The sequence below is a fragment of the Actinoplanes oblitus genome (genome assembly GCF_030252345.1).
Taxonomy (GTDB): Bacteria; Actinomycetota; Actinomycetes; order Mycobacteriales; family Micromonosporaceae; genus Actinoplanes; species Actinoplanes oblitus.
In genome coordinates this window covers 7025077-7046375 of record NZ_CP126980.1, presented here as the reverse complement: position 1 = coordinate 7046375, position 21299 = coordinate 7025077, and the positions used below count along the sequence as shown (strand labels likewise).

17 protein-coding genes and 1 tRNA gene are annotated in these 21299 nt (G+C 73.3%); 10 read left to right on the top strand and 8 right to left on the bottom strand.

The annotated features are described in order from the left end of the window. The first annotated feature begins 4 nt into the window (after positions 1-4). Together nrfD and Actob_RS31820 are read left to right on the top strand one after the other, a co-directional pair. Positions 5-913 carry an NrfD/PsrC family molybdoenzyme membrane anchor subunit gene (gene nrfD / locus Actob_RS31825; RefSeq protein WP_284922410.1) on the top strand — a complete coding sequence of 303 codons (909 nt, stop codon included), beginning with the start codon at positions 5-7 and terminating at the stop codon, positions 911-913. A gap of 135 nt (positions 914-1048) precedes the next feature. Continuing rightward, complete coding sequence (locus Actob_RS31820) at positions 1049-3307, top strand: hypothetical protein (RefSeq protein ID WP_284915549.1); 2259 nt, start codon at positions 1049-1051, stop codon at positions 3305-3307. A gap of 113 nt (positions 3308-3420) precedes the next feature. Here the strand turns inward: Actob_RS31820 and selD are convergent, their stop codons facing one another. Beyond that, positions 3421-4410 (bottom strand): selenide, water dikinase SelD, encoded by a 990-nt coding sequence (gene selD, locus Actob_RS31815; RefSeq protein ID WP_284915548.1) that lies wholly within the window; start codon positions 4408-4410, stop codon positions 3421-3423. A 43-nt stretch (positions 4411-4453) separates the two neighbouring features. Here selD and Actob_RS31810 point away from each other — a divergent pair. The 3 genes from Actob_RS31810 to selB all read left to right on the top strand — a co-directional run bounded on the left by Actob_RS31810 (position 4454) and on the right by selB (position 7850). Next, positions 4454-4549, top strand: a tRNA-Sec gene (locus Actob_RS31810). Between the two features lie 181 nt (positions 4550-4730). Next, entirely contained in the window at positions 4731-6035 is a 1305-nt protein-coding gene (gene selA, locus Actob_RS31805; RefSeq protein ID WP_284915547.1) for an L-seryl-tRNA(Sec) selenium transferase, read from the top strand. A 60-nt stretch (positions 6036-6095) separates the two neighbouring features. Further along, entirely contained in the window at positions 6096-7850 is a 1755-nt protein-coding gene (gene selB / locus Actob_RS31800) for a selenocysteine-specific translation elongation factor (RefSeq protein ID WP_284915546.1), read from the top strand. Here selB and Actob_RS31795 read toward each other — a convergent pair. Together Actob_RS31795 and Actob_RS31790 are read right to left on the bottom strand one after the other, a co-directional pair. Then, positions 7837-8190 (bottom strand): nucleotide pyrophosphohydrolase, encoded by a 354-nt coding sequence (locus tag Actob_RS31795; RefSeq protein WP_284915545.1) that lies wholly within the window; start codon positions 8188-8190, stop codon positions 7837-7839. The two genes, selB and Actob_RS31795, sit on opposite strands and share 14 nt — an antisense overlap. A gap of 62 nt (positions 8191-8252) precedes the next feature. After that, positions 8253-8669, bottom strand: a complete 417-nt coding sequence (locus Actob_RS31790) for a PLD nuclease N-terminal domain-containing protein (protein WP_284915544.1) — start codon at positions 8667-8669, stop codon at positions 8253-8255. A 589-nt stretch (positions 8670-9258) separates the two neighbouring features. Here Actob_RS31790 and Actob_RS31785 point away from each other — a divergent pair. Continuing rightward, the gene (locus Actob_RS31785; protein WP_284915543.1) at positions 9259-9717 is read left to right on the top strand and encodes an Asp23/Gls24 family envelope stress response protein; all 459 of its coding nucleotides are present in this window, start codon (positions 9259-9261) and stop codon (positions 9715-9717) included. 1 nt (position 9718) lies between these two features. Next, positions 9719-10528, top strand: coding sequence for a hypothetical protein (locus Actob_RS31780; RefSeq protein ID WP_284915542.1), 810 nt, complete (start codon positions 9719-9721; stop codon positions 10526-10528). A gap of 96 nt (positions 10529-10624) precedes the next feature. Here the strand turns inward: Actob_RS31780 and Actob_RS31775 are convergent, their stop codons facing one another. From Actob_RS31775 to Actob_RS31755, 5 genes are all read right to left on the bottom strand, one after another. Further along, positions 10625-11062: a hypothetical protein gene (locus tag Actob_RS31775; RefSeq protein ID WP_284915541.1), complete on the bottom strand. Its 438-nt coding sequence runs from the start codon at positions 11060-11062 to the stop codon at positions 10625-10627. 91 nt (positions 11063-11153) lie between these two features. Continuing rightward, entirely contained in the window at positions 11154-13175 is a 2022-nt protein-coding gene (locus Actob_RS31770) for a putative bifunctional diguanylate cyclase/phosphodiesterase (RefSeq protein WP_284915540.1), read from the bottom strand. Then, positions 13172-13978, bottom strand: coding sequence for an SAM-dependent methyltransferase (locus tag Actob_RS31765; protein ID WP_284915539.1), 807 nt, complete (start codon positions 13976-13978; stop codon positions 13172-13174). Before Actob_RS31765 ends, Actob_RS31770 begins: the two co-directional genes overlap by 4 nt. Positions 13979-14045: 67 nt before the next feature. Beyond that, positions 14046-15197 carry an acyl-CoA dehydrogenase family protein gene (locus tag Actob_RS31760; protein ID WP_284915538.1) on the bottom strand — a complete coding sequence of 384 codons (1152 nt, stop codon included), beginning with the start codon at positions 15195-15197 and terminating at the stop codon, positions 14046-14048. A 2-nt stretch (positions 15198-15199) separates the two neighbouring features. Beyond that, positions 15200-15820 (bottom strand): TetR/AcrR family transcriptional regulator, encoded by a 621-nt coding sequence (locus Actob_RS31755; RefSeq protein WP_284915537.1) that lies wholly within the window; start codon positions 15818-15820, stop codon positions 15200-15202. Between the two features lie 115 nt (positions 15821-15935). On the opposite strand from Actob_RS31755, the gene Actob_RS31750 reads away from it, so the two are divergent. From Actob_RS31750 to Actob_RS31740, 3 genes are read left to right on the top strand one after another with little or no spacing between them, the layout of a single operon-like run. Continuing rightward, entirely contained in the window at positions 15936-18686 is a 2751-nt protein-coding gene (locus Actob_RS31750; protein WP_284915536.1) for a type II toxin-antitoxin system Rv0910 family toxin, read from the top strand. Then, entirely contained in the window at positions 18673-20274 is a 1602-nt protein-coding gene (locus Actob_RS31745) for an acyl-CoA synthetase (RefSeq protein WP_284915535.1), read from the top strand. Before Actob_RS31750 ends, Actob_RS31745 begins: the two co-directional genes overlap by 14 nt. Before the next feature lie 51 nt (positions 20275-20325). Continuing rightward, complete coding sequence (locus tag Actob_RS31740) at positions 20326-21294, top strand: aldo/keto reductase (RefSeq protein WP_284915534.1); 969 nt, start codon at positions 20326-20328, stop codon at positions 21292-21294. Positions 21295-21299 lie beyond the last annotated feature (5 nt).

The following is a 21299-nucleotide window of genomic DNA, read 5'->3' as shown; positions in this document are numbered from 1 at the left end:
GCCGATGGTGCCGAAAGCGGACTTCCGCTCCTACTACGGCCGGCCCATCGTGCGGCCGGCCGTCTGGACCCACGACATCGCCGCCTACCTGTTCACCGGCGGGCTGGCGGCGGGCTCCGCGATGCTGGCCGCCGGAGGCGATGCCACCGGCCGGCCCGCGCTGCGCCGCGCCGGCCGGCTGACCGCCCTCGGTGCGCTCGCCGCCAGCACGTACTTCCTGGTCAACGACCTCGGCCGGCCGGAACGCTTCCACCACATGCTGCGCGTCGCCAAACCCACCTCGCCGATGTCGATGGGTACGTGGATCCTCAGCGCGTTCGGCGGGGCGGCCGGGATCGCGGCGGCGGCCGAGGTGGCGCCCCGGATCCCCGGCCTGCGGCAGTTGGGACGAGCCGGGCAGTACGCCGCGGCCGCCGTGGCGCCGGCGCTGGCCACCTACACGGCGGTGCTGCTCGCCGACACCGCCACGCCCAGCTGGCACGGGGCGTACCGGGAACTGCCGGTCATCTTCGCGGGCAGCGCGCTGGCCAGCGGCGCCGGAGTGGGACTGCTCGCGGCGCCGGTGGCGCAAGCCGGGCCGGCCCGCCGGATGGCGGTGCTGGGCGCGGCGCTCGAACTGTACGGCGCGCACCGCGTCGAGACGGGCCGGGGCATGCTGAGCGAACCGTACGCCCAGGGGCGTCCCGGCCGGCTGCTGCGTGCCGGGCGGGCGCTGACCGCGGCCGGGGTGGCCGGGGCGGTGCTCGGCCGCCGCAGCCGGACGGTCTCCGTACTGTCCGGTTTGTCGCTCCTGACCGCGTCGCTGGCCACCCGCTTCGGCATCTTCGAGGCCGGCGTCGCGTCGGCGAAGGATCCGAAGTACACGGTGGTGCCGCAACGGGAACGGCTGTCCCAATCCGGGAAAACCGCGTAATACCCGTTGAGAAACTCCCTGGCAGGGGTCCGGTACGCTGCGGATCTGGTCGATGGATTGCCCATCGGTCACGGGGGAGGTGACGGACTCGATCCGTAGCGCCTTGTCCGCACGCCTTCAGCTCGGGGGAGCACCATGACCCAGCCGCCGTCCGGTTGGCAACCGCCGCAGCAGCCGCCACCGTCCGAGGACGGGCAGCCGCCGCAGGTGCCGCATCAGCAGTCCGCATCCGACCAGGAGCCGCCGACCACTCCGGTCTCGGCCACGCCGTCGGCCGAGCAGCCGGCCGCGCAAGCAGCCGACCAGCCGGCCCCGGCCGCGGCCGCCCCGGCGGCCGAGCCGCCCACCACGCCGATGCCGTCCGCGCAGCCCGCCTCGCAGCCGGCCGAGCCCGCCGTGCTCCCGACTGAATCGACCGCGCCGGCGACCGAGCCGGTCGTGCACCCGACTGAGCCGGTCGCGCCGCCGACCGAGCCGGTGGTGCACCCGACTGAGCCGGTCGCACCTGCGACCGAGTCCGTCGCGCAGCCGACCGAGCCGGTCGTGCCGGCGGCCGAGCCGCCGACCACACCGATGCCCGCGGACCCGCAGGCCGAGCCGCCGACGACCGCCTTCCCGCCCCCGCCGGCCTGGACCCAGCAGCCGCCCGTCCCCGAGCAGGGCTGGCCGCAGCAGCCGGGCTGGCAGCCCCCGCAGCAGCAGCCGGGCTGGCCGCCGCAGCAGGGCTGGCCCCAGCAGCCACCGCATCCGCAGCAGGGCTGGCCGCAGCAGCCGGGTTGGCCGGCGCAGCCGCAGCCCCAGCAGGCCGGTTTCCCGCCGCAGCCCCAGCAGGCCGGTTTCCCGCCGCAGCCCCAGCAGGCCGGTTTCCCGCCGCAGCCGCAGCAGCCGGGCTTCCCGCCGCAGCAGCCCGGTTACCCGCCCCAGCAGGGCTGGCCGCAGCAGCCGCAGCCGGGCTGGCAGGCCCCGATGGCCCCGCAGCCGATGCCGCCGGCCCCGCCGCGCGAGCCGAAGAAGACCGACCGCCTCGCCGTCGCGCTCGCCAACGCGTCGTTCCTGAGCATCGGCTACTTCATGATGCGCCGCGCCGCGTTCGGCGTGCTGACCCTGCTGGTCAGCTTCATCCTGCTGTTCTTCGTCGTCCCGTCGGTGCACACCGTGCTGATCGAGATCGTCGCGGTGCTCTGGTGGCTCGCGATGATCGCGCACGGCTACTTTTTGGCCAAGGGCCCGGTCGAGCCGGCCACCCAGCTGCGCCAGCGGATCGTCGGCGGTGCCGCCGCCGCTGTCGTGCTGCTGGTGCTCGGCCTGCTGCGGGTGCAGGCCGGCAGCATCGGGCAGACCGTCGACGACGCCCAGGCCAGCGGCGACTGCAAGCACGCGATGGAGAGCCTGGACAAGGTGTGGCTCGGCCTGCGGATGGCGGACGCCCCGCTCGCGGCCGAGGGCGACGACACGGTCAAGGCCTGCCGCCAGCTGACCGAGGCCGGCGAGACGCTCACCTCCGGCGTCACCGAGGCCGACGTCACCGAGCTGAACACCGGCTTCAACCAGATCAACACGGTGCTGGCCACGCTGCCCGGGCACGAGAAGATGGCCGACGCGGTCGTCGACAAGTTCATGACGCAGCTGCCGGCCAAGGACGGCTGCGACACCGCGACGATCATGGACTGGCTGGCGAAACGGCCGAAGACGAACAACACGCTGGACCGCACCACCGAGCTGGTGGCCAAGCAGGAGCCGGCCGCGTTGCTCAGCTGCGGCGACTCGTTCATGGCCGCCAGCGAGTGGACCGACGCCAAGGGCGTCTACCAGCACCTGATCGACGCGTACCCGAACGACGGCGGCAAGGCGAAGGCGCAGGCCGGGATCGCCCGGGCCAACCTCCAGCTCGAGCTGAAGACGGTCAAGGAGAAGCTGGCCACCGGCAGCGGCAGCAGCACCCCGACGTACTGCGGCAGCCCCTCGAAGTACAGCGCCGCCAAGCCGTACGGCAAGGGCACCAACCGGGCGCTGTTCTACGGCAACTCCGGGCAGTCGGGCAGGCTGCCCAAGGGCTGGTCGGCCAGTGACGTCACCAACGCGACGCTGGTGGTCTGCATCGGCGCCGACACCCAGGGCGCCTCGGTGCAGACCTGCAGCTACCGCAGCAACTACGGGTCCGGTCCGAGCTACAAGGTGACGTTCCACAAGGTCAAGGTGTCGGTGAAGGCGATCGAGATCCGCACCGGCCGGGTGGTCTACAACACCACGATGCAGTTCGGCGGCTCCAGCTGCCCGGAGACGGTGCACTACCAGTCGACGTTCGGCACCGACCTCGGTCCGCCGCGCCACATGGACGTCGACGTCAAGTCCGCCGACGTGAAGGCCCAGTTCCAGAAGCTGATCGTCAAGTAGTCGCAGGACGTCCCTCCCACCACGATCAGAACCCGCTTTCGGGTACGCGGTGAGCACCGTCCCGTGGGCACCCCATGGGACGGTGCTCCGGGCGTACCCGAAGCGGGTTCTGATCAGCGGATGGTGAGCGTGACGCCCTCCTGTGCCGGCAGCAACTCGCCGATCACCGGGTATCCGGGGACCTCGCCGGCGATCAGCAGCCCGCCGGCGGTCTGCGCGTCGGCGAGCAGCAGCAACTCGTCCTCGGCGAGGCCGCCCAGGTCGGCGTGCGGGCGGACCCAGTCCAGGTTGCGCCGGGTGCCACCACTGACGTGGCCGTCGGCGAGCGCCTGCCGGGCACCGTCCAGATAGGGCACGGCGGCCGCCTCGACGCGCGCGGTGACACCGCTGGCCCGGGCCAGTTTGTGCAGGTGGCCGAGCAGACCGAAACCGGTCACGTCGGTGGCGCAGACCGCGCCGGCGGCCAGCGCGGCGGCCGAGGCGTCCCGGTTCAGCTCGGTCATCGCCGCGACGGCCTGCGGGAACACCTCGCCGGTCCGCTTGTGCCGGGAGTTGAGCACGCCGATGCCGAGCGGCTTGGTCAGGGTGAGCGGCAGGCCGGGGCGGCCGGCGTCGTTGCGCATCAGCCGGGCGGGGTCGGCGACGCCGGTGACCGCCATCCCGTACTTGGGCTCCGGGTCGTCGACGCTGTGCCCGCCGGCCACGTGACAACCCGCCGTCCGGGCCACGTCGAGGCCGCCGCGCAGCACCTCGGCGGCCAGCTCCATGGGAAGCACGTCGCGCGGCCAGCCGAGCAGGTTGACCGCGACGACCGGGGTGCCGCCCATCGCGTAGACGTCGGAGAGGGCGTTGGCGGCGGCGATCCGGCCCCAGTCGTAGGCGTCGTCGACGACCGGGGTGAAGAAGTCCGCTGTCGCCACGACGGCGGTGCCATCGGCGATCCGGACGACAGCCGCGTCGTCCCCGCCGTCCAGGCCGACCAGCAGCTCGGCGTTGGCGTCCCGCGGTGCACCGGCCAAGCCGGAGACGATCCGCTCCAGCTCGCCCGGGGGGATCTTGCAGGCGCAGCCGCCGCCGTGGGCGTATTGGGTCAGACGCGTCATACCGCTACACACTAGGACCTCCGTCGTCGGATACGGTGATCGCGGAGGCGTTCAGGTTGCTGGTGCTCCTCGCGGTCTTCAAAACCGACGTGACCCGGTATCCGGGTCAGGCGGGTTCGATTCCCGTCCGCCTCCGCCAGCCTGTTTCCGCTGCGCCATGGGAGGTCGGTGTGGATCGGCCGTCTTCCGCTGCCGCGGGCTCTGCTTCCCACGGGTCCACTGCCGCGGGGTCTTCTTCCGCCGAGACCGCTTCCGCCGGGACCGCTTCCGCCGGGACCGCTTCCGCCGGGACCGCCTCGGTCGCCGCGGGGCAGGCCGGTGTGGACCGGCGGCGCGGGATTCCGCGGACCGACGCTTTGCTGGCCGACCCGCGCCTGCGCGCGGCCGTGGAGCGGCTCGGCCGGGAGCCGGTCAAGGCCGCGGTCCGGGCCGCCCAGCAGCGGGCCCGGGCCGGCGAGCTGGCACCCACCGACGTCGCGGACGCCGCCGTCACCGCCCTCCCGGCGACCGCCGGCGGCCTGCGGCCGGTGCTCAACGCCACCGGCGTCGTCCTGCACACCAACCTCGGCCGGGCCGCGCTGTCCGCCGCGGCGCTCGACGCGATAGTGGCGGCCGGCGGGCACACCGACGTCGAGTTCGACCTGGACACCGGCAAGCGGGCCCGGCGCGGCCGTACCGCCCTCGCCGCCCTGGCCGCCGCGGTACCGGCCGCCGAGGCGGTGCACGTGGTGAACAACGGCGCCGCCGCCCTGGTGCTGGCCGCCACCGCGCTGGCCGCCGGGCGCGAGATCGTCGTCAGCCGCGGCGAGATGGTGGAGATCGGCGACGGCTTCCGCCTGCCCGACCTGCTGGAATCGACCGGCGCGCGGCTGCGCGAGGTGGGCACCACCAACCGCACGTCGCCCGCCGACTACGCGGCCGCCGTCGGCCCGGCGACTGGCTTCGTCCTCAAGGTGCACCCGTCGAACTTCGTGGTGCGCGGCTTCACCAGCGCGGCCCCGGTCGCCTCGCTGACCGGCCTGGGCGTACCGGTCGTGGTCGACATCGGATCCGGACTGCTCGCCTCTGACCCGCTGCTGCCCGGCGAACCGGATGCCGCCGGCACGCTGCGCTCCGGCGCCGACCTGGTGATCGCCAGCGGCGACAAACTGCTCGGCGGCCCGCAGGCCGGACTGCTGCTGGGATCGTCGGCGCTGGTCGAGCGCCTGCGCCGGCATCCGCTGGCCAGGGCGCTGCGGGTGGACAAGCTGACCCTCGCGGCACTGCAGGCCACAGTGGCCGGTCCGCTCCCGCCGACCCGGCAGGCGCTTCGCTACGACGCGGACGAGCTGCGGGACCGCACCACCCGCCTGTGCGCGCGGCTGAACCATCCCGACGCCTCGGTGGTCCCCTCGGTAGCGGTCGTCGGCGGCGGGGGCGCGCCGGAACTCCAGCTTCCGTCGTGGTCGCTGTCGCTGCCGTCCGGGTACGCCGAGCCGCTCCGCCACACGGATCCCCCGGTCGTCGGCCGGGTGGAACACGGCCGGCTGCTGCTGGACCTGCGCTGCGTACCGGCGGCGGCGGACGACACCCTCGCCGCCGCGATCCGCCGATGCGCCGCGAGCGCGCCACGTGCGGGTGCGTGAGCCGGGCCGGCGAGCGGTGATCTGATCGGCTGGAGTCGTATTCACGGAGGTGGGCGCCGGGTGCACGTGGTGGCGACGGCGGGGCATGTCGATCATGGGAAGTCGACGCTGGTCCGGGTGCTCAGCGGGATGGAGCCGGACCGGTGGGCGGAGGAGCGCCGGCGGGGGATGACCATCGACCTCGGGTTCGCGTGGACGCGGCTGGGGTCCGGGGCGACGGTGGCGTTCGTCGACGTGCCGGGGCATGCGCGGTTCGTGCCGAACATGCTGGCCGGGGTGGGTCCGGCGCCGGCGGCGATGATCGTGGTGGCGGCGGACGAGGGGTGGATGCCGCAGTCGGCGGAGCACCTGGCGGCGCTGGACGCGCTCGGGGTCCGGCACGGGCTGCTGGTGGTGAGCCGGGCGGACCTGGCGGATCCGGCGGCGGCGACGGAGGCGGCACTGGCGGAGATCGCGAAGACCTCGCTCGGACGGGTGCCGGCGGTCGCTGTCAGCGGGGTGACCGGCGCCGGGATCGGTGAGCTGCGGGCGGCCCTGGACCGGCTGGTCACCGAACTGCCGGCGGCGGATCGGGGCGGGGCGGTGCGGCTCTGGATCGACCGGGCGTTCACCATCCGGGGCGCCGGGACGGTGGTCACCGGGACGCTCGGGGCGGGCACCTTGCGTACCGGGGACGTGCTGGAGCTGGCCGGATCGGGGCGCGGTGTCCGGGTCCGGGGACTGCAGTGTCTCGGGGAGCCGGCGGACGAGGTGGGTGCCGTGGCCCGGGTGGCGGTCAACCTGCGCGGGGTGGACAGGGCCGACGTGGGGCGTGGGGAGGCGCTGCTGACACCGGGGCGGTTCCGGCTGACCGAGCTGGTCGACGTGCGGGTGCGCGGGGACGCGGTGGCGTCGCTGCCGGAGACCGTCACGCTGCACCTCGGGTCGGCGGCGGTGCCGGTGCGGGTGCGGCCGCTCGGCGTGGACACCGCCCGGCTGCGGCTGGACCGGCCGCTGCCGTTGCGGATCGGGGATCGGGCGCTGCTGCGGGACCCGGGGCGGCATCACGTGTCCGGTGGGGTGACGGTGCTCGACGTCGCGCCGCCCGGCCTGGGGCGGCGCGGGGCCGGTGCGGCGCGGGCCGCCGAGCTGGCCGGGATGGACGGCAGCGCCGACCTGGGTGGCGAGCTGCGGCGACGGCGGTTGATGCGGCGCGACGAGCTGGTGCGGATGGGCTTCGCCGAACCGGCACTGGGCGAGCCGGTGGCGGGGGACTGGTTCGCGGACCCGGAATACTGGGTGGGCCTGGGCGCACGGCTCGCCGACGAGGTCACCGACTATGTCGAGAAAAATCCGTTGGAACCCGGCATGCCGGTGGAGATGCTGCGCCATCAACTGGGGCTGCCTGATCGGAGTCTCGTCGAGGCGCTCGTGACGGATCCGCTGACCCTGCACGGCGGGCGGGTCGCGCCGGCCCGGTCCGGGATCCCCGCCGAACTGCTGGCGGCGGTACGGCGGGCGTTCGACCCGGAGCGGCCGTTCGCGGCGCCGGAGACCCACCGGCTGGCCGAGCTCGGCCTGGGCGCCCGCCAACTCGGGGCCGCCGTACGCCTCGGCCTGATCGTCCAGCTCGCGCCGAACGTGGTGCTGCCCGCCGACGCACCGGCCCGCGCCGCGGCGATCCTGGCGAGCGGGCCGCAGCCGTTCACGCCGAGCGAGGCGCGGCGGGCACTGGACACCACCCGCCGGGTCGCCGTTCCGCTGCTCGAACTGCTGGACCGGACCGGCGTGACGCTGCGGGGGGCGGACGATCGCCGTACCGTCAAACGTCTTTGATCTTGTCGGCCCGGCCCCGGGCGGCCTCGACGGTGTAGCGGGTGGCGGACTCGGCCAGTTTCTCGGTGGCGGCCTGGACCAGGTCGATCCCCAGGACGTCGGCCAGCCGCACCAGATAGATGGTGACGTCGCCGATCTCGGCGCGCACCCGCGGCCCGAGCAGCGGATCGGCCATCACCCGCGCCGACTGCTCGGGTGTCAGCCACTGCAGCTCGGCCAGCAACTCGCCGACCTCGCCGGCCAGGGCCATCGCCAGGTTCTTCGGGGTGTGGAACTGCTGCCAGTCCCGCTCGTGCGCGAAGGCGCGCACCCGCTCGGTCAGTTCCGCGACGCTCGACACGAGCACCGATCGTAGTCGCCGGCCCGGACGGCGACGGCGGCCAGCCGTCGCCGGGGGCGGGGTCAGGCGGTTGCCGGGGTCTTCCGCAGGGCGCTGCTCTTGAGCTGCTCGAACTCGGCGGCGCTGATGGTGCCCGCGTCGAGCAGTTCCTTGGCCGCCGCGATCTCGCCGGCCGCGCCGGAGTCACGGGCCGGGGTGGCGGTGGAGACCTGGCGGATGTAGGCCTCCTGCCGCTGCTGCAGCTCAACCTGGTGCGCCATCGCGCGTTCGGTCATGCCGTTGCCGCGGGCGATCAGGTAGACCAGCATCGCGATCACCGGCAGGAAGATCAGGAAGAGGGTCCAGAGGGTCTTTCCCCAGCCGCCCAGGTCCTTGCTCCGGAACAGGTCGCCGAAGATCCAGAACAGGCACATGAACCAGGCCAGGAAGATGAAGAACTCCAGTGTTGCCAGCAGGAACGATCCGTTGTCATCGAACATGGACACAGTGCACCGCCGGAGGGTTCCCGCTACCTCATCCGCAACGGACCATTTCTGCCCCGGAACCGGCTGACTGACCTCGACTGGTCAGACCCGGTGGGTTCCGGTGGGTCGCCCGCTTCCGGCCGCCGTCCGGCATTTCCGGTACGCCCCCTGCACGCGCCCCGCCGCACCGCCCGGCTGGTCGCGGTGGTGCCATCCGGGGCGCTGACAGGACCGTGAGTGCCAGCCCGGGTTCGCCGGCTGGTCGTGGTGGTGCCATCCGGGGCGCTGACAGGACCGTGAGTGCCAGCCCGGGTTCGCCGGCTGGTCGTGGTGGTGGTGTCCGGGGCGGTGACAGGGTCGTGAGTGCCAGCTCGGGTGCGGTGGCTGGTTGTGGTGGTGGTGTCGGGGGCGGTGACAGGGTCGTGAGTGCCAGCCGGGGTTCGGTGGCTGGTTGTGGTGGGTGTTCGGGGCGGGGATGGGGTCGTGAGGACCAGCCGGGGTGGTGCCTCGAGATCGGCGCTTCGCGGGTGAGCACTCGGCACCGGGCCGAGGAATTGATCTCTTGTAGGCTGACGGCACACCTATCGAATCAGGGGATCGCTCGATGAACGACGAGTCCGAGTTCCACGCGGACCGTACCCAGGAGATGTTCCTTCCCGCGGTCGCCAAGCCGGTGCCGCCGCAGCACGGCGGGGCCGAGGTGATCGAGGTCGCGGCCTATCGTGGGGACACCGTCTTCGAGCGTGAGGTGATCGAGAAGCTGGCCGCGGCGGCCGCCAAGTCGGTGCCCGGGGTGGCCGAGCTCGGCGGGGACGTGGCCCGGTTCTTCAACGCGGTGCTCGACAAGGTCGGCCTGGACAAGGTCGGCGACGCGACGCGCGGGGTGACGGCCAAGGTGGACGGCATCGACGTGGACATCACCGTGGTGCTCTGCCTGCGGGCCGGCGAGGTGGTCGCCGAGGTGACCAGCGAGGTGCGCGCGCGAGTCATCGAGGCGGTGGAGAAGTACGGCGTGCACGTCAGCAACTGCACAGTCAAGGTCGACGACATCCTGATGGCCTGAGGTGCGGCAGCACGAGCTGATCGAGCGGGTCGGCGACCTCTGCCGCCGCGATCAGCGGCTGGTGGCTGCGCTGACCTACGGGTCGTTCGCGAGCGGCGAGGCGGACGAGCACAGCGACATCGAGTACTGGCTGTTCTTCGGGGCGCCGCTCGCGGACCCGGTCGCGTGGCTGGAAACGATCGCCGAGTTCCGGCACGTGGTGGTCAACGAGTTCGGCGCGCACGTGGTGTTCTTCCCCGGGCTGCTGCGCGGGGAGTTCCACTTCGCCACGGCGGCCGAGATCGGGTCGGTGGCGACCTGGCCGGCGCGTGGCGCGGACGTCGAGCGGATGATCGTGGTGGACCGCACCGGTGAGCTGCGGACCGCTCTCGCGTCGCTGCCGGCGCACGCCGCGCTGCCGGACGCCGCGCGGGTGTGCGGGCGGTTCGCGAACTGGCTGGTCCTGGCGCACCAGGTGGCCCGGCGCGGGGAGACGCTGCGGGCTGTCGACGCGTTGGCGCACGCGCAGCGGCATCTGCTGTGGATGGCGCGGTTGGCGGAGGGGCGTACCGAGCACTGGCTGACACCGTCCCGGGCGGCGGAGCGGGAGCTGCCGCCGGAGGTGGTGGCCGCGGTGCGGCGGGCGTCGGCCCCGGCGGGGGATCCGCGGGCGGTGCACGAGGCGATCGCCGCGGCGTGGGCCTGCGGGAGCGGGTACTGGCGGCGGCTGGTGGACGCCGTTCCGGAGGCGCTCTTCGATGACCTCACCGCGAGCGTCCGGCAGGTGGCCGGCGAGACGCCGTCCGGCCCCCTCGGCACCGGGAGACGGTGAGGACGGACCGGCCGGCGGCCCGGGCGATCGCCACCGTCGTCACCCGTGCGGAGGTCATCGCCGGCCCTCGTCGGTCGACGGCCGGGAGTCACCGCGTCAGAACGTCGGGCAGAGGCGGATCCGGACCACCTTGATGATCTTTTCGGCGGCGGCCGGGTCCAGGCCGCGGGGCGCCTGTGGGGTGGTGAACCGCTGGCTGGCCGCGGTGGTCCAGTCCTTCTGCGGGCGCACTTTCAGATCGCGGCACTGGTCGCGGCCACGGTTGACCAGCGCGTCCGGGGTGCCGGCGGCGACCAGCGCCGGATCGATGCTCTTCAGGTCGGCGAGGTAGGCCCGCGCGGTCTGGTCGTCCGGCTTCGGCGGGAAACCGAGCTGCGCCTCCATGCTGGCCCGCAGGTCGGACTGCGGCTGCCCGGCGACCGGTGGCGGGGAGTTCTGCGCGGCCGGGGCGATCGTCGAGTCGGATCCGCTGGAGCATCCCGTGAGGGTGACGGCGAGGGCGGCGGCAGCGGCGAGGACAAGCGTGCGAGACATGCCCGGCTCAACGAAGCGGGTGCGCGGTCGGGCACGGCATGGTGTCGCGGTTCCACGGGACGCGCTCGGGGCGCTGCCCGCGGGGCCGTGCTCACGGCGTACTGAAAATGGGTTCCTGGAGGAGCGGAAGCAGGGACTCGGCGGGCAGCGGCCGGGAGAACAGATAGCCCTGCGCCGTGTCGCACCCCAGCTCCCGCAGCCGGTCGGCCTGGTCGCGCGTCTCGACCGCCTCCGCCGTGACCGTCACCTTCAGCGCGTGCGCCAGCGTCACGATCGTCCGCACGATCTGCTCGTCGACCGATGACGACGCGCGCAGCCCCTCCACGAACGGCCCGGCCAGCTTGAGGATGTGGATGGGCAGGCGGCGCAGATAGGCGAGGTTCGAGTACCCGGTCCCGAAGTCGTCGATCGCGATCCGGATACCGCGGGCGGCCAGGCCGTCCAGGGCGGCCAGCGGTGCCCCGTCGGTGTCCATGATGGCGCTCTCGGTCAGTTCCAGGACGAGCCGGCGCGGGTCCAGCCCGGTCTCGGCCAGGATCGCCGCCACCTCGGCCGGGAAGCTGGGCTCGCGGACCTGCGCGACTGTCACGTTGACGCTGACGAAGACGCCGGTCCAGGACGCGGCCTGGGCGCAGGCCTGGCGCAGCACGTGGCGGCCGAGGGCGACGATCACCCCGGTCTCCTCGGCGAGCGGGATGAACGTGTCCGGCGAGAGCGTGCCGAGCACCGGGTGCCGCCAGCGGACCAGCGCCTCGACACCGCACAGCCGCTCGTCGGTGAACGACACCAGCGGCTGGTAGACCACGGTGAACTCGCCGCGGTCCAGGGCGTCCGGGATGGCGGCGGCCAGCGTGTAGCGGGCGGCCTGCCGGGCGTTGCGGTCCGCGTCGTACATCACGAACCGGGCCTTGCCCTCGGACTTCGCCACGTACAGGGTGAGGTCGGCGGCCTTCATCAGTTCGTCGGGTGACGTGCTGGACACGTCGCTGTCCACCACGCCGATGCTCGCGGAGATCCGCAGCCGGTGCCGGCCGACCTCGTACGGCCTGGTCAGCGTGGCCAGCAGCCGCTCGGCCAGGTCCCGCATCTCGGCCGGGCCGGACGGGTCGCGGACGGCCAGGACGAACTCGTCGCCGCTCATCCGGCCGGCGATCCGGCACGGCTCGTCGGCGCACGCCGCGATCCGCTCGGCGACGGTGACCAGCAGGGCGTCGCCGACCTGGTGGCCGAGCGTGTCGTTGATCCGCTTGAAGCCGTCCAGGTCGAGGTAGCAGAGCCCGACCCGGCCGGCGGTGGCGAAGACCTTGTCGAGGTGAGCGGCGATCATCACCCGGTTCGGCAGGCCGGTCAGCGGGTCGTGGCCGGCCTGGTACTGCAGGCTCTCCTCGAGCCGGCGCCGGTCGGTGATGTTCTGCACCATCACCATGGTCAGCTCGGGGGTGCCGTCCTCGTCGCGGATCAGCGAGGACGTCAGTTCGGTCCAGACCGCCGTGCCGTCCTTGCGGGGGTACGCCTTCTCCAGCCGCACGTGATCCCGCTCCCCGCGGAGCATCTCGTCGTAGAGCCGCCACATGCCCGGCTGGTCGCTGGGGTGGGCGAGCTGCGGCACGGTCATCGCGCACAGCTCGTCCGGGGTGTAACCGAGCAGGTCGGCGAACGCCTGGTTGACCCGCACGATGCGGCCGTCCATGGTGCTCACCCCGATGCCGACGGCGGCGTTGTGGAAGATCGCGCGCAGCCGGGACTCGCTGGCCCGCAACGCGCGTTCGGCGGTGGCGTGCGCGTCCAGCACGGCCCGGGTGAGCCGCTCCTGCTCGGCCATGGTGGCCGCGCGCAGGGCCTGGGCGAAACCCTCGGCGACGGCGGCCTGGATCGCCGCGGGCCGCGCGCTGGGCAGGGCCGCGCCGATCGTGGTGATGGTGGCGGCGAGCACGGCAGGATCGGTCAGGTGGGCGTGCACCAGTTCGGCGCCCACCTCGCGGGCCGCGTCCGGATCGTCCTCGAGGAGCCGGCCGGTGAGCCGGTCTAGCAGGGCTTCCAGGGCGGCACCGTCCAGCGGCACGAAACCCTCGGGTGCCACCCGCTCCCGCCAGAGCTGGGCGAAGTCGGTCATCCCTTGCGGCCGACTCCGGCGTACGCGCCTACTCGCTCGGGATGCTCGTCGACCGGGTCGCTCGGGTCCGGGCGCCACCGCGGGATGAAGACCAGACCGGGTTCGACGAGATCGAAACCCGTGAAGTACGTCGCGAGCACCGCCGCCGGGCGCAGCACGATCTCGGTCCCGGTACGCCCGGAGAGCCGCTGTGCCTCGACCACCTCGGGTGGCTGCCCGTCCGCCGTGGCGTGCGAGATCAGCAGGTAGCTGCCCGGCGCCACGGCGGCCCCGAGCGCCGCCACCAGCGCGGCCGGGTCGTCGCTGTCCGGCACGAAGTGCAGCACCCCGGCGAGCAGCACCGCCACCGGCCGGCTGAAGTCCAGTCCCGCCTTCGCCGCCTCGGCCAGCACCCGGTCCACGTCGCGCACGTCCGCCAGGATCACCCCGGTGCCGTCGATGCCGGCCAGGATCGCCCGGCTGTGCTCGACGGCGACCGGGTCGATGTCGACGTAGACCACCCGCGCGTCCGGGGCCGCCGCGAGGGCGATCTCGTGCACGTTGCCGGCGGTCGGGATGCCGGAGCCGATGTCGAGGAACTGCCGGACGCCCCGCTCGGCGAGGTAGCGCACCGCGCGGCGCAGGAAGACCCGGTTGGAGCGCATCGTCTCGCCGATGTTCGGCGTCATCGCGGCGATCTGCTCGGCGAGCGCCCGGTCCACCGCGAAGTTGTGCGCCCCGCCCAGGAAGTAGTCGTAGACCCGGGCGGCGCTCGGCTGGTTGACGTCGATCCCCGCCGGCACCCAGTCGTTCGGCTCCGTCACGGCACCCTCCACGATCCCTATCGGACAGACACAAATGTCTATCGTTAGCGGTCGGGAAAGGCAACAGTCAGTGGTCGTATTGGAAGATCTTCGCGGCCAGGTCGGTCATCACCTCGGTGGCGCCGGCACCGATCCCGAGGATGCGGCTGTCGCGGTAGTGCCGCTCGACCTCGGACTCGCGCAGGTACCCCATGCCGCCGTGCAGCTGGACGGCCTCGTCGACGACGTGCTTGGCGGTCTCGACAGCGGCGTTCTTGGCCAGGCAGGCCTCGCCGGCCACCCATTCGCCGGCGGCGTGCCGGGCCGCGACCCGGCGGGTGAAGGTGCGGGCCAGCTCGATCCGCTGCCGCATCCCGACCAGCTTGTGCCGGACCACCTGCCGGCTGATCAGCGGCCGGCCGAAGGTCTCCCGGCGCCGCACCTGCTCCAGGCTCAGGTCCAGGCAGCGCTGCGCTATCGAGTACGCGTGCACCGCCGCGATGATCCGCTCCGGCACGAAGACCTGGGCGATCAGCGGGAACCCGCCGTCCGGCGCGCCGATCAGGTTGGCGGCCGGCACCCGGCAGTCGGCGAACGACAGCTCGGCGGTGTCGGAGCAGAGCCAGCCCATCTTGTCGAGCTTGCGGGACACCGTGAAGCCGGGCGTGCCGCGCTCGATCACCAGCATGCTGATCCCGGCCGAGCCCGGCCCGCCGGTACGCACCGCGGTGGTCACGAAGTCGGCCCGGGTGCCGGAGGTGATGAACATCTTGGCGCCGTTGACCACGTAGTCGTCGCCGTCGCGGACCGCCGTGGTCCGCAGCGCGCCGACGTCGGAGCCGGTGTCCGGCTCGGTGACGCCGAGCGAGCCGATCTTCCGTCCGGCCAGCGCCGGGCGGACGAACCGATCGATCAGCTCCGGGTCGCCGGACGCGATCATGTGGGGCAGCGCGATGCCGTGGGTGAACAGCGCCGCGTGGCAACCGGAGGAGCCGCCGGCCTCCAGGAACGCCTCGGTGGCGGTGACCATGTCGACGGTGTCCCCGCCGTCGCCGCCCACCTCCTCCGGGAAGCCGACGCCGTAGAGTCCCGCCTTCGCGGCGCCGGCGTGCAGCTCGCGCGGGATCTCGCCGGCCCGTTCCCAGTCGTCCAGGAACGGCAGGACCTCCCGGCGTACGAAGGCGGCCATCGCCTCCCGTAACGTGGCGCGTTCCGCGGTCTCGAACGGATCTTCGTACATCCTCAGGTTCCCTTCGCGCGTTCGACGAGGGTGTCCGGGGCGCGCCGGCCGAGCAGGATCGCGGCCGCCCTCTTCCACCGGCGGATCAACAACTCGCGGTGGCCCAGCTCCCCGCTGACGATGCCGGTCATCGCCAGGCCGGTCATCACCTCGAAGGTCATCTGCACCACTGTCGGCACCCGCGGGTCGTCACCGAGCAGCGCGCTCGCCCGCTCGTGCAGCACCCCGAAGATCTCCTTCTCCACCGGCATCAGCGCGGTGCGCAGCTCGGCGTCGGTGCGGGCCGCGTTCCACAACTCCAGGGCGGCCCAGAACAGCGGGGCGGAGAAGTGATGCCACACCCCGTCGACGAACGCGTCCAGCTCGTCGGCGTCGTCGGGCAGCGCGGACAGCTCGGCGACCAGCGTCGCCAGCCGTCGCCTGGCGACGTGCCGCACCGCGGCGACCAGCAGGTCGACCTTGGTGGGGAAGTGGTGCAGCAGGGTGCCGCGCGGCACGTCGGCGCGGGCCAGCACCTCGGCGGTGGTGGTCTCGGCGTAACCCCGCTCGACCATCGACTGACAGGTGGCGTCGAGGATCCGGGCCCGGGTGGCCGCGCTGCGCTGGGCTTGCGTGCGCCTCACGGCACTTACCGTACGACCTGACGGTTAATCTGGTCCACTGTCGATTTTCCTGGCCGTTCGCTGTCTTGTCGTGACCCAGGTCACTGGCTTACCGTCACGCGAGACTGTTTGGGGGATGTCGATGCGTTTCGGTCGCCGAGCCGTACCCGCAGCACCGCCCGCCGTGCAGCCGCCGCGCCGGCTGAACCGGCCCTGGACCCTGTCCGCCGTGCTGCCGGCACCGCCCGAGCGGGTGCTCGCCTATCTCGCCACCCCGGCCCGGATGGCCGACTGGCTGGTCATGCACACCGGGTGGCCGGGCACCCCGCCGGACACGCTGACCGAGGGCGGCCGGTTCGCGCAGCGGGTCAAGCTGATGGGTACGCCGGTCGAGGTGCGCTGGACGGTCCGGGGGCTCTCGTCGCGCAGCGTCTGGCTGGACGGGACCGGGCCGATGGGGATCGAGGTGGGGCTCTACCTGTCGCTCGCGCCGGACGGCACCGGCACGCGGGTCCAGCTCGACGGCGGGGTGCAGGGCGGGCCGACGGACGGGCCGCTCGGGCCGATGGTGGCGCGGAGCCTCACCGACGCGTTGCGGACCTCGTTGCGGCGGCTGACGCGAGCGGATCTGCCGGCGGCCGCACCGATGCGCCGGGCCGCCACCGGGAAGATCGTCCATCGCCGGACCGGGCGGCGGATCGACCCGTCGACCCCGGTGATCGTCGGCGCCGGGCAGCATCGCGGGCGGTCCACCGATCCCGGCTCGGGCGACCCGGTCGGCCTCGCCGGCCACGCGCTGCGCGACGCCGCTGGCGACACCCGCGAGGTCAGCGGCCTGCTGACGGCCGCCGACACCGTCGGCTGGGTGGCCAGCGTCTCCTGGCAGTACCCGGACGGCGCCGCGCTGCTCGCCGAACGTCTCGGGGCCCGCCCGGCGCGGACCGTGCAGACCGGCCTCTTCGGCGGGGACGGCCCGCTCCGGCTGTTCAACGACGTCGCCGCCTCGATCGCCCGGGGCGAGACCCGGATCGCGCTGCTGGCCGGCGCCGAGGCGGCCGCGACGGCGGCGGCCGCGGAACGCGCCGGCACGCCGCTGAACTGGCCGCGCCAACCCGAGGGTACGGCGCCCACCCGGGTGCTCGGCACCGACCGCGAGCCGAACAGCGCCGCCGAGACCGCCGCCGGCCTGGTCGCCCCGCTGCACGTGTACGCCCTGATCGAGTCCGCGCTGCGGCGCCGCGACGGGCTCGGCGTGGCCGAGCACCGGAAGAAGATCACCGAGCTGTGGTCCCGGCTGTCCGAGACGGCCGCCGGGAACCCGTACGCCTGGCTGCGGGAGTCCCGGACCCCCGCCGAACTCGCCACCGCCGACGCCGGCAACCGCTGGGTCTGCGCGCCCTACACCAAGCTGCTCACCGCGAACCTGCAGGTGAACCTGGCCAGCGGCCTGATCCTGTGCACCGCCGAGGCGGCCCGGGAGGCCGGGATCCCGCAGCAGAACTGGGTCTTCCCGCATGCCGGGGCGCACGCCACCGACGAGTGGTACGTGACCGAACGCGCCGACCTGACCGCCTCGCCCGCCCTGCGCGCGGTCGGCCGGGCCGTGCTCGGCCACTCCGGGCTCACCATCGACGACATCGGGTACCTCGACCTGTACGCCTGCTTCCCCGCCGCGGTGCAGATCGCCGCCGCCGAGCTCGGCCTGCCGATCGACGATCCGCGGCGGCCGCTGACCGTCACCGGCGGCCTCACCTTCGCCGGCGGCCCGGGCAACAACTACGCCGGTCACTCGCTGGCCAACCTGCACCACCGGCTGCGCCACGAGCCGGGCGGCTACGGCCTGGCCACCGCGGTCGGCTGGTACCTGACCAAGCACGCCGCCACGGTGCTCTCCACCGACCCGCCGGTCTCGCCGTTCCGGGACATCGACGCGGACGTGCGGCTGCGCCGTCCGACGCGAAGAGCCGTGGCGAGCGCCGAGGAGCCGGGCGTGCTGGAGGCCTACACCGTCACGTATCGCCGCGACGGCACGCCGGAGGCCGGGATCGTCACCGAGATCCTCGGCGATGGCACCCGGGTGGTGCGGGCCACCGAGCCCCTCGACGGGGATCCGTTCGATCACCCCCCGGTGCCGCTGCCGCCGCCCGGGGAGCCGCCGGTGCTGGTCGAGTGGCACGGCCCGGTCACCGTGATCCGGCTCAACCGGCCCGCCGTCCGCAACGCCATCGACCTGGCCACCGCCCGCGCCCTGGAACGGGCCGTCGACGACTTCGAGGCCGACCCGGACGCCCGGGTCGCCGTGCTCACCGGCAACGGCCCGATCTTCTGCGCCGGGAGGGACCGGAAAGCGGCCGCCCGTGGCGAGTTCCCGGTCACCGAGGGGTGCGGGCTGCTCGGGCTCGCCGGCAGGCGGCCGGGCAAACCGCTGATCGCGGCGGTCGAGGGTGCGGCCCTGGCCGGCGGGTTCGAACTCGCGCTGGCCGCCGACCTGATCGTCGCCGCCGAGGACGCGCTGTTCGGCCTCCCCGAGATCGAGCGCGGCCTGGTCGCGGCGGCCGGCGGTGTGTTGCGGCTGGCGCGCGGCCTGCCCCGGGCCACGGCGCTGGAGCTGGCGCTGACCGGGGAGCCGATGCCGGCCCGGCGGCTGCACGACCTCGGGCTGATCAATCGCGTGACGCCGGTCGGGAAGGCGTACGAAACGGCTCGTGATCTGGCGGCCTCGATCGCCGGCCACCCGCAGCCCGCCGTCCTCGCCGCCAGACGCATCGTCGACGAGCAGTCCGACTGGTCGACGGCGGAGGCCTTCGAGCACCTGTCCGAGATCGCCGCCCAGGTCCTCGGCTCCGCGAGTTCCGACCTACGGAAGGCTGATCGTGAGCGCTCTTGAGAACCTGCACGCGGTGCTGCGGATGCACCAGATCGGCATCGTCAACCTGCTCCGGCCGGACCGCCTGGCCGGCTCCGCGATCCGCAACGCCCGGCTCGGCCCGCAGGCCGCTCTGATCATGAAGGCGGCCATCGAGCATCCACACGCGCCGGCCCTTACGGATGAGCGCGGCACACTCGACTACCGGCAGCTCGACGAGCAGTCCAACGCGCTGGCGCACAGCTTCACCGATCTCGGCCTGCCCGGCGGATCGGTGATTGGAGTGCTGGCCCGGGACCATCGCGGCCTGGTGCTGACGATCAGCGCCGCGGCCCGCGCCGGGCTGCGCCTCGCGCTGATGAACACCGGCCTCGCTCCGCAGCAGTTCGCCGAGGTGGTGGCCCGCGAGAAGGTGCGCGCGGTGTTCTACGACAGCGAGTTCGCCACCCTGATCGACGCCCTGCCGGACACCGTCCCGCGCTACCTGACCTGGGCCGACGAGGGCGCCGCCGACAAGACCATCGACATGCTGAGCGCCGGACGGCCGATCACCCCGCTGCCGCTGCCGGACCGCCCGGCCGGGTTCATCATCCTGACCAGCGGCACCACCGGGCTGCCCAAGGGCGCCCCGCGCACCAAGGTCTCCCCGCTGGCCAGCGCGCTGATCGCGGACCGGATTCCGTTCCCGCGGCAGGGCACCATCGTGGTCGCCTCCCCGCTGTTCCACAGCACCGGATTCGGCGCCTGGACGGTAGGCATGTCGCTCGCCGACCACGCCGTGCTGCTGCGCCGCTTCGACCCGGAGGGCATCCTGCGGGCCCTCGCCGAGCACCGGGCGCAGATGCTGGTCGCCGTGCCGACGATGCTCACCCGGATCCTGTCACTCGGCCCGGACGTCATCGGCAAGTACGACACCTCGGCGTTGCGTACCGTCTTCGTGGCCGGCTCGCCGCTCGCCCCCGAGCTCACCAACCGGTTCCAGGACCAGTTCGGCGAGGTCGTCTACAACGTGTACGGCTCCACCGAGGTCGCCGTCGCCTCGGTCGCCCAGCCGGCCGAGTCCCGCCGGGCGCCCGGCACGGTCGGCAGGCCGCCGGTCACCGTGCACGTCGCCGTCTACGACGACCGGGACGAGCGGATCGACCGGCCGCACACGACCGGCCGGGTCTTCGTCCGTACCGGCATCCCGTTCGAGGGCTACACCGACGGGCAGCACAAGCAGATCATCGACGGCTTCATGTCCACCGGGGACCGCGGCCACTTCGACGAGCACGGGCTGCTGCACATCGACGGCCGGGCCGACGACATGATCATCTCCGGTGGGGAGAACGTCTACCCGCTGGAGGTGGAGAACCTGCTGGCCGAACGGGACGACGTGGTCGAGGCCGCGGTGATCGGCGTGGACGACCCGGACTTCGGTACGCGGCTGCGCGCCTTCGTCGTGCCGACCGCCGACGCCGCCCGTGACCCGCAGGAGATCCGGGACTATGTGAAGGCGCTGCTGGCCCGGTACAAGGTGCCGCGCGACGTGGTGTTCATCGACGAGCTGCCGCGTAACCCGACCGGTAAGGTGATCCGCCGCGACCTTCCGGCCGGGCCGCTGCCCTGATCCCCGGTTCGCCCTTGACCTGGAGCGCGCTCCAGGTGCCAGGGTCAAGACATGATCGACAAGACGCACAGCCGACTCGTGCTCGGCGCGATGATGTTCGGTACCACCGTCGACGAGCAGACGTCGTTCGCGTTGCTCGACCGCTTCGTCGAACGCGGTGGTGAGTGGATCGACACCGCCGACTGCTATTCCTTCTGGGCCAGCGACACCGGGCTCGGTGGCGCCAGCGAGCGGGTCCTCGGCCGGTGGCTCGCGGCCCGTCCCGGCGTCCGCGACCGGGTCCGGATCGCCACGAAGCTGGGAGCCGAACCGCTCCAGCCGGGTTCATGGCCGGACGGTCGCCAGGGCCTGTCCCCGGACGCGGTGCGCACCGCGTTCGCCGGCAGCCTGCGACGGCTCGGCGTCGATCGGGTCGACCTGCTCTGGCTGCACCAGGAGGACCGTTCGACGCCCATCGAGGACACTGTCGGCGCGCTCGCCGGGCTGGCCGCCGACCGGTTCGGGGTCTCCAACCACCCGGCGTGGCGGGTCGAGCGCGGGCGGGCACACGCCCGTGCGATCGGGGCGCGACCGTTCGACGCGATGCAGCTCAACGCCACGTATCTGCGGGCCCGGCCCGGCACGCTGCCGCCCGGGGTGGTGCACCGGTTCGGGGTGCTCAGCGACGAGCAGGCGGACTACGCCGCGGAGCACGGGATGGACCTGTGGGCGTACACGCCGCTGCTGTCCGGCGCCTACGACAACCCGGCCAAGCCCATCCCGGAGGTGTACGACCACCCCGGCAACACCGCCCGGCTGAAGGTGCTGGACGAGGTCGCCACCGAGCTCGGCGCGTCCCGCGGCCAGGTGGTGCTGGCCTGGCTGCTCAGCCACGACATCCGCCCGATGCTGGGCGGCAGCAAGGTGCACCAGCTCGACAGCGCCTTCGACGGGGTGGCCCTGGAACTCACCCCGGAGCAGGTCGAGCGCCTCGACGCGGCGGACCGGTCCACCTGGGCGGACCCGTACCCGCGACGCTGACCGGG

Bases quoted from the DNA above. Each gene is read 5' to 3' on its own strand.
- nrfD (WP_284922410.1), top strand. From the start codon at position 5: ATGGTGCCGAAAGCGGACTTCCGCTCCTACTACGGCCGGCCCATCGTG.
- Actob_RS31820 (WP_284915549.1), top strand. From the start codon at position 1,049: ATGACCCAGCCGCCGTCCGGTTGGCAACCGCCGCAGCAGCCGCCACCG.
- selD (WP_284915548.1), bottom strand. From the start codon at position 4,410: ATGACGCGTCTGACCCAATACGCCCACGGCGGCGGCTGCGCCTGCAAG.
- Actob_RS31790 (WP_284915544.1), bottom strand. From the start codon at position 8,669: ATGTTCGATGACAACGGATCGTTCCTGCTGGCAACACTGGAGTTCTTC.
- Actob_RS31785 (WP_284915543.1), top strand. From the start codon at position 9,259: ATGAACGACGAGTCCGAGTTCCACGCGGACCGTACCCAGGAGATGTTC.
- Actob_RS31775 (WP_284915541.1), bottom strand. From the start codon at position 11,062: ATGTCTCGCACGCTTGTCCTCGCCGCTGCCGCCGCCCTCGCCGTCACC.
- Actob_RS31770 (WP_284915540.1), bottom strand. From the start codon at position 13,175: ATGACCGACTTCGCCCAGCTCTGGCGGGAGCGGGTGGCACCCGAGGGT.
- Actob_RS31760 (WP_284915538.1), bottom strand. From the start codon at position 15,197: ATGTACGAAGATCCGTTCGAGACCGCGGAACGCGCCACGTTACGGGAG.
- Actob_RS31750 (WP_284915536.1), top strand. From the start codon at position 15,936: ATGTCGATGCGTTTCGGTCGCCGAGCCGTACCCGCAGCACCGCCCGCC.
- Actob_RS31740 (WP_284915534.1), top strand. From the start codon at position 20,326: ATGATCGACAAGACGCACAGCCGACTCGTGCTCGGCGCGATGATGTTC.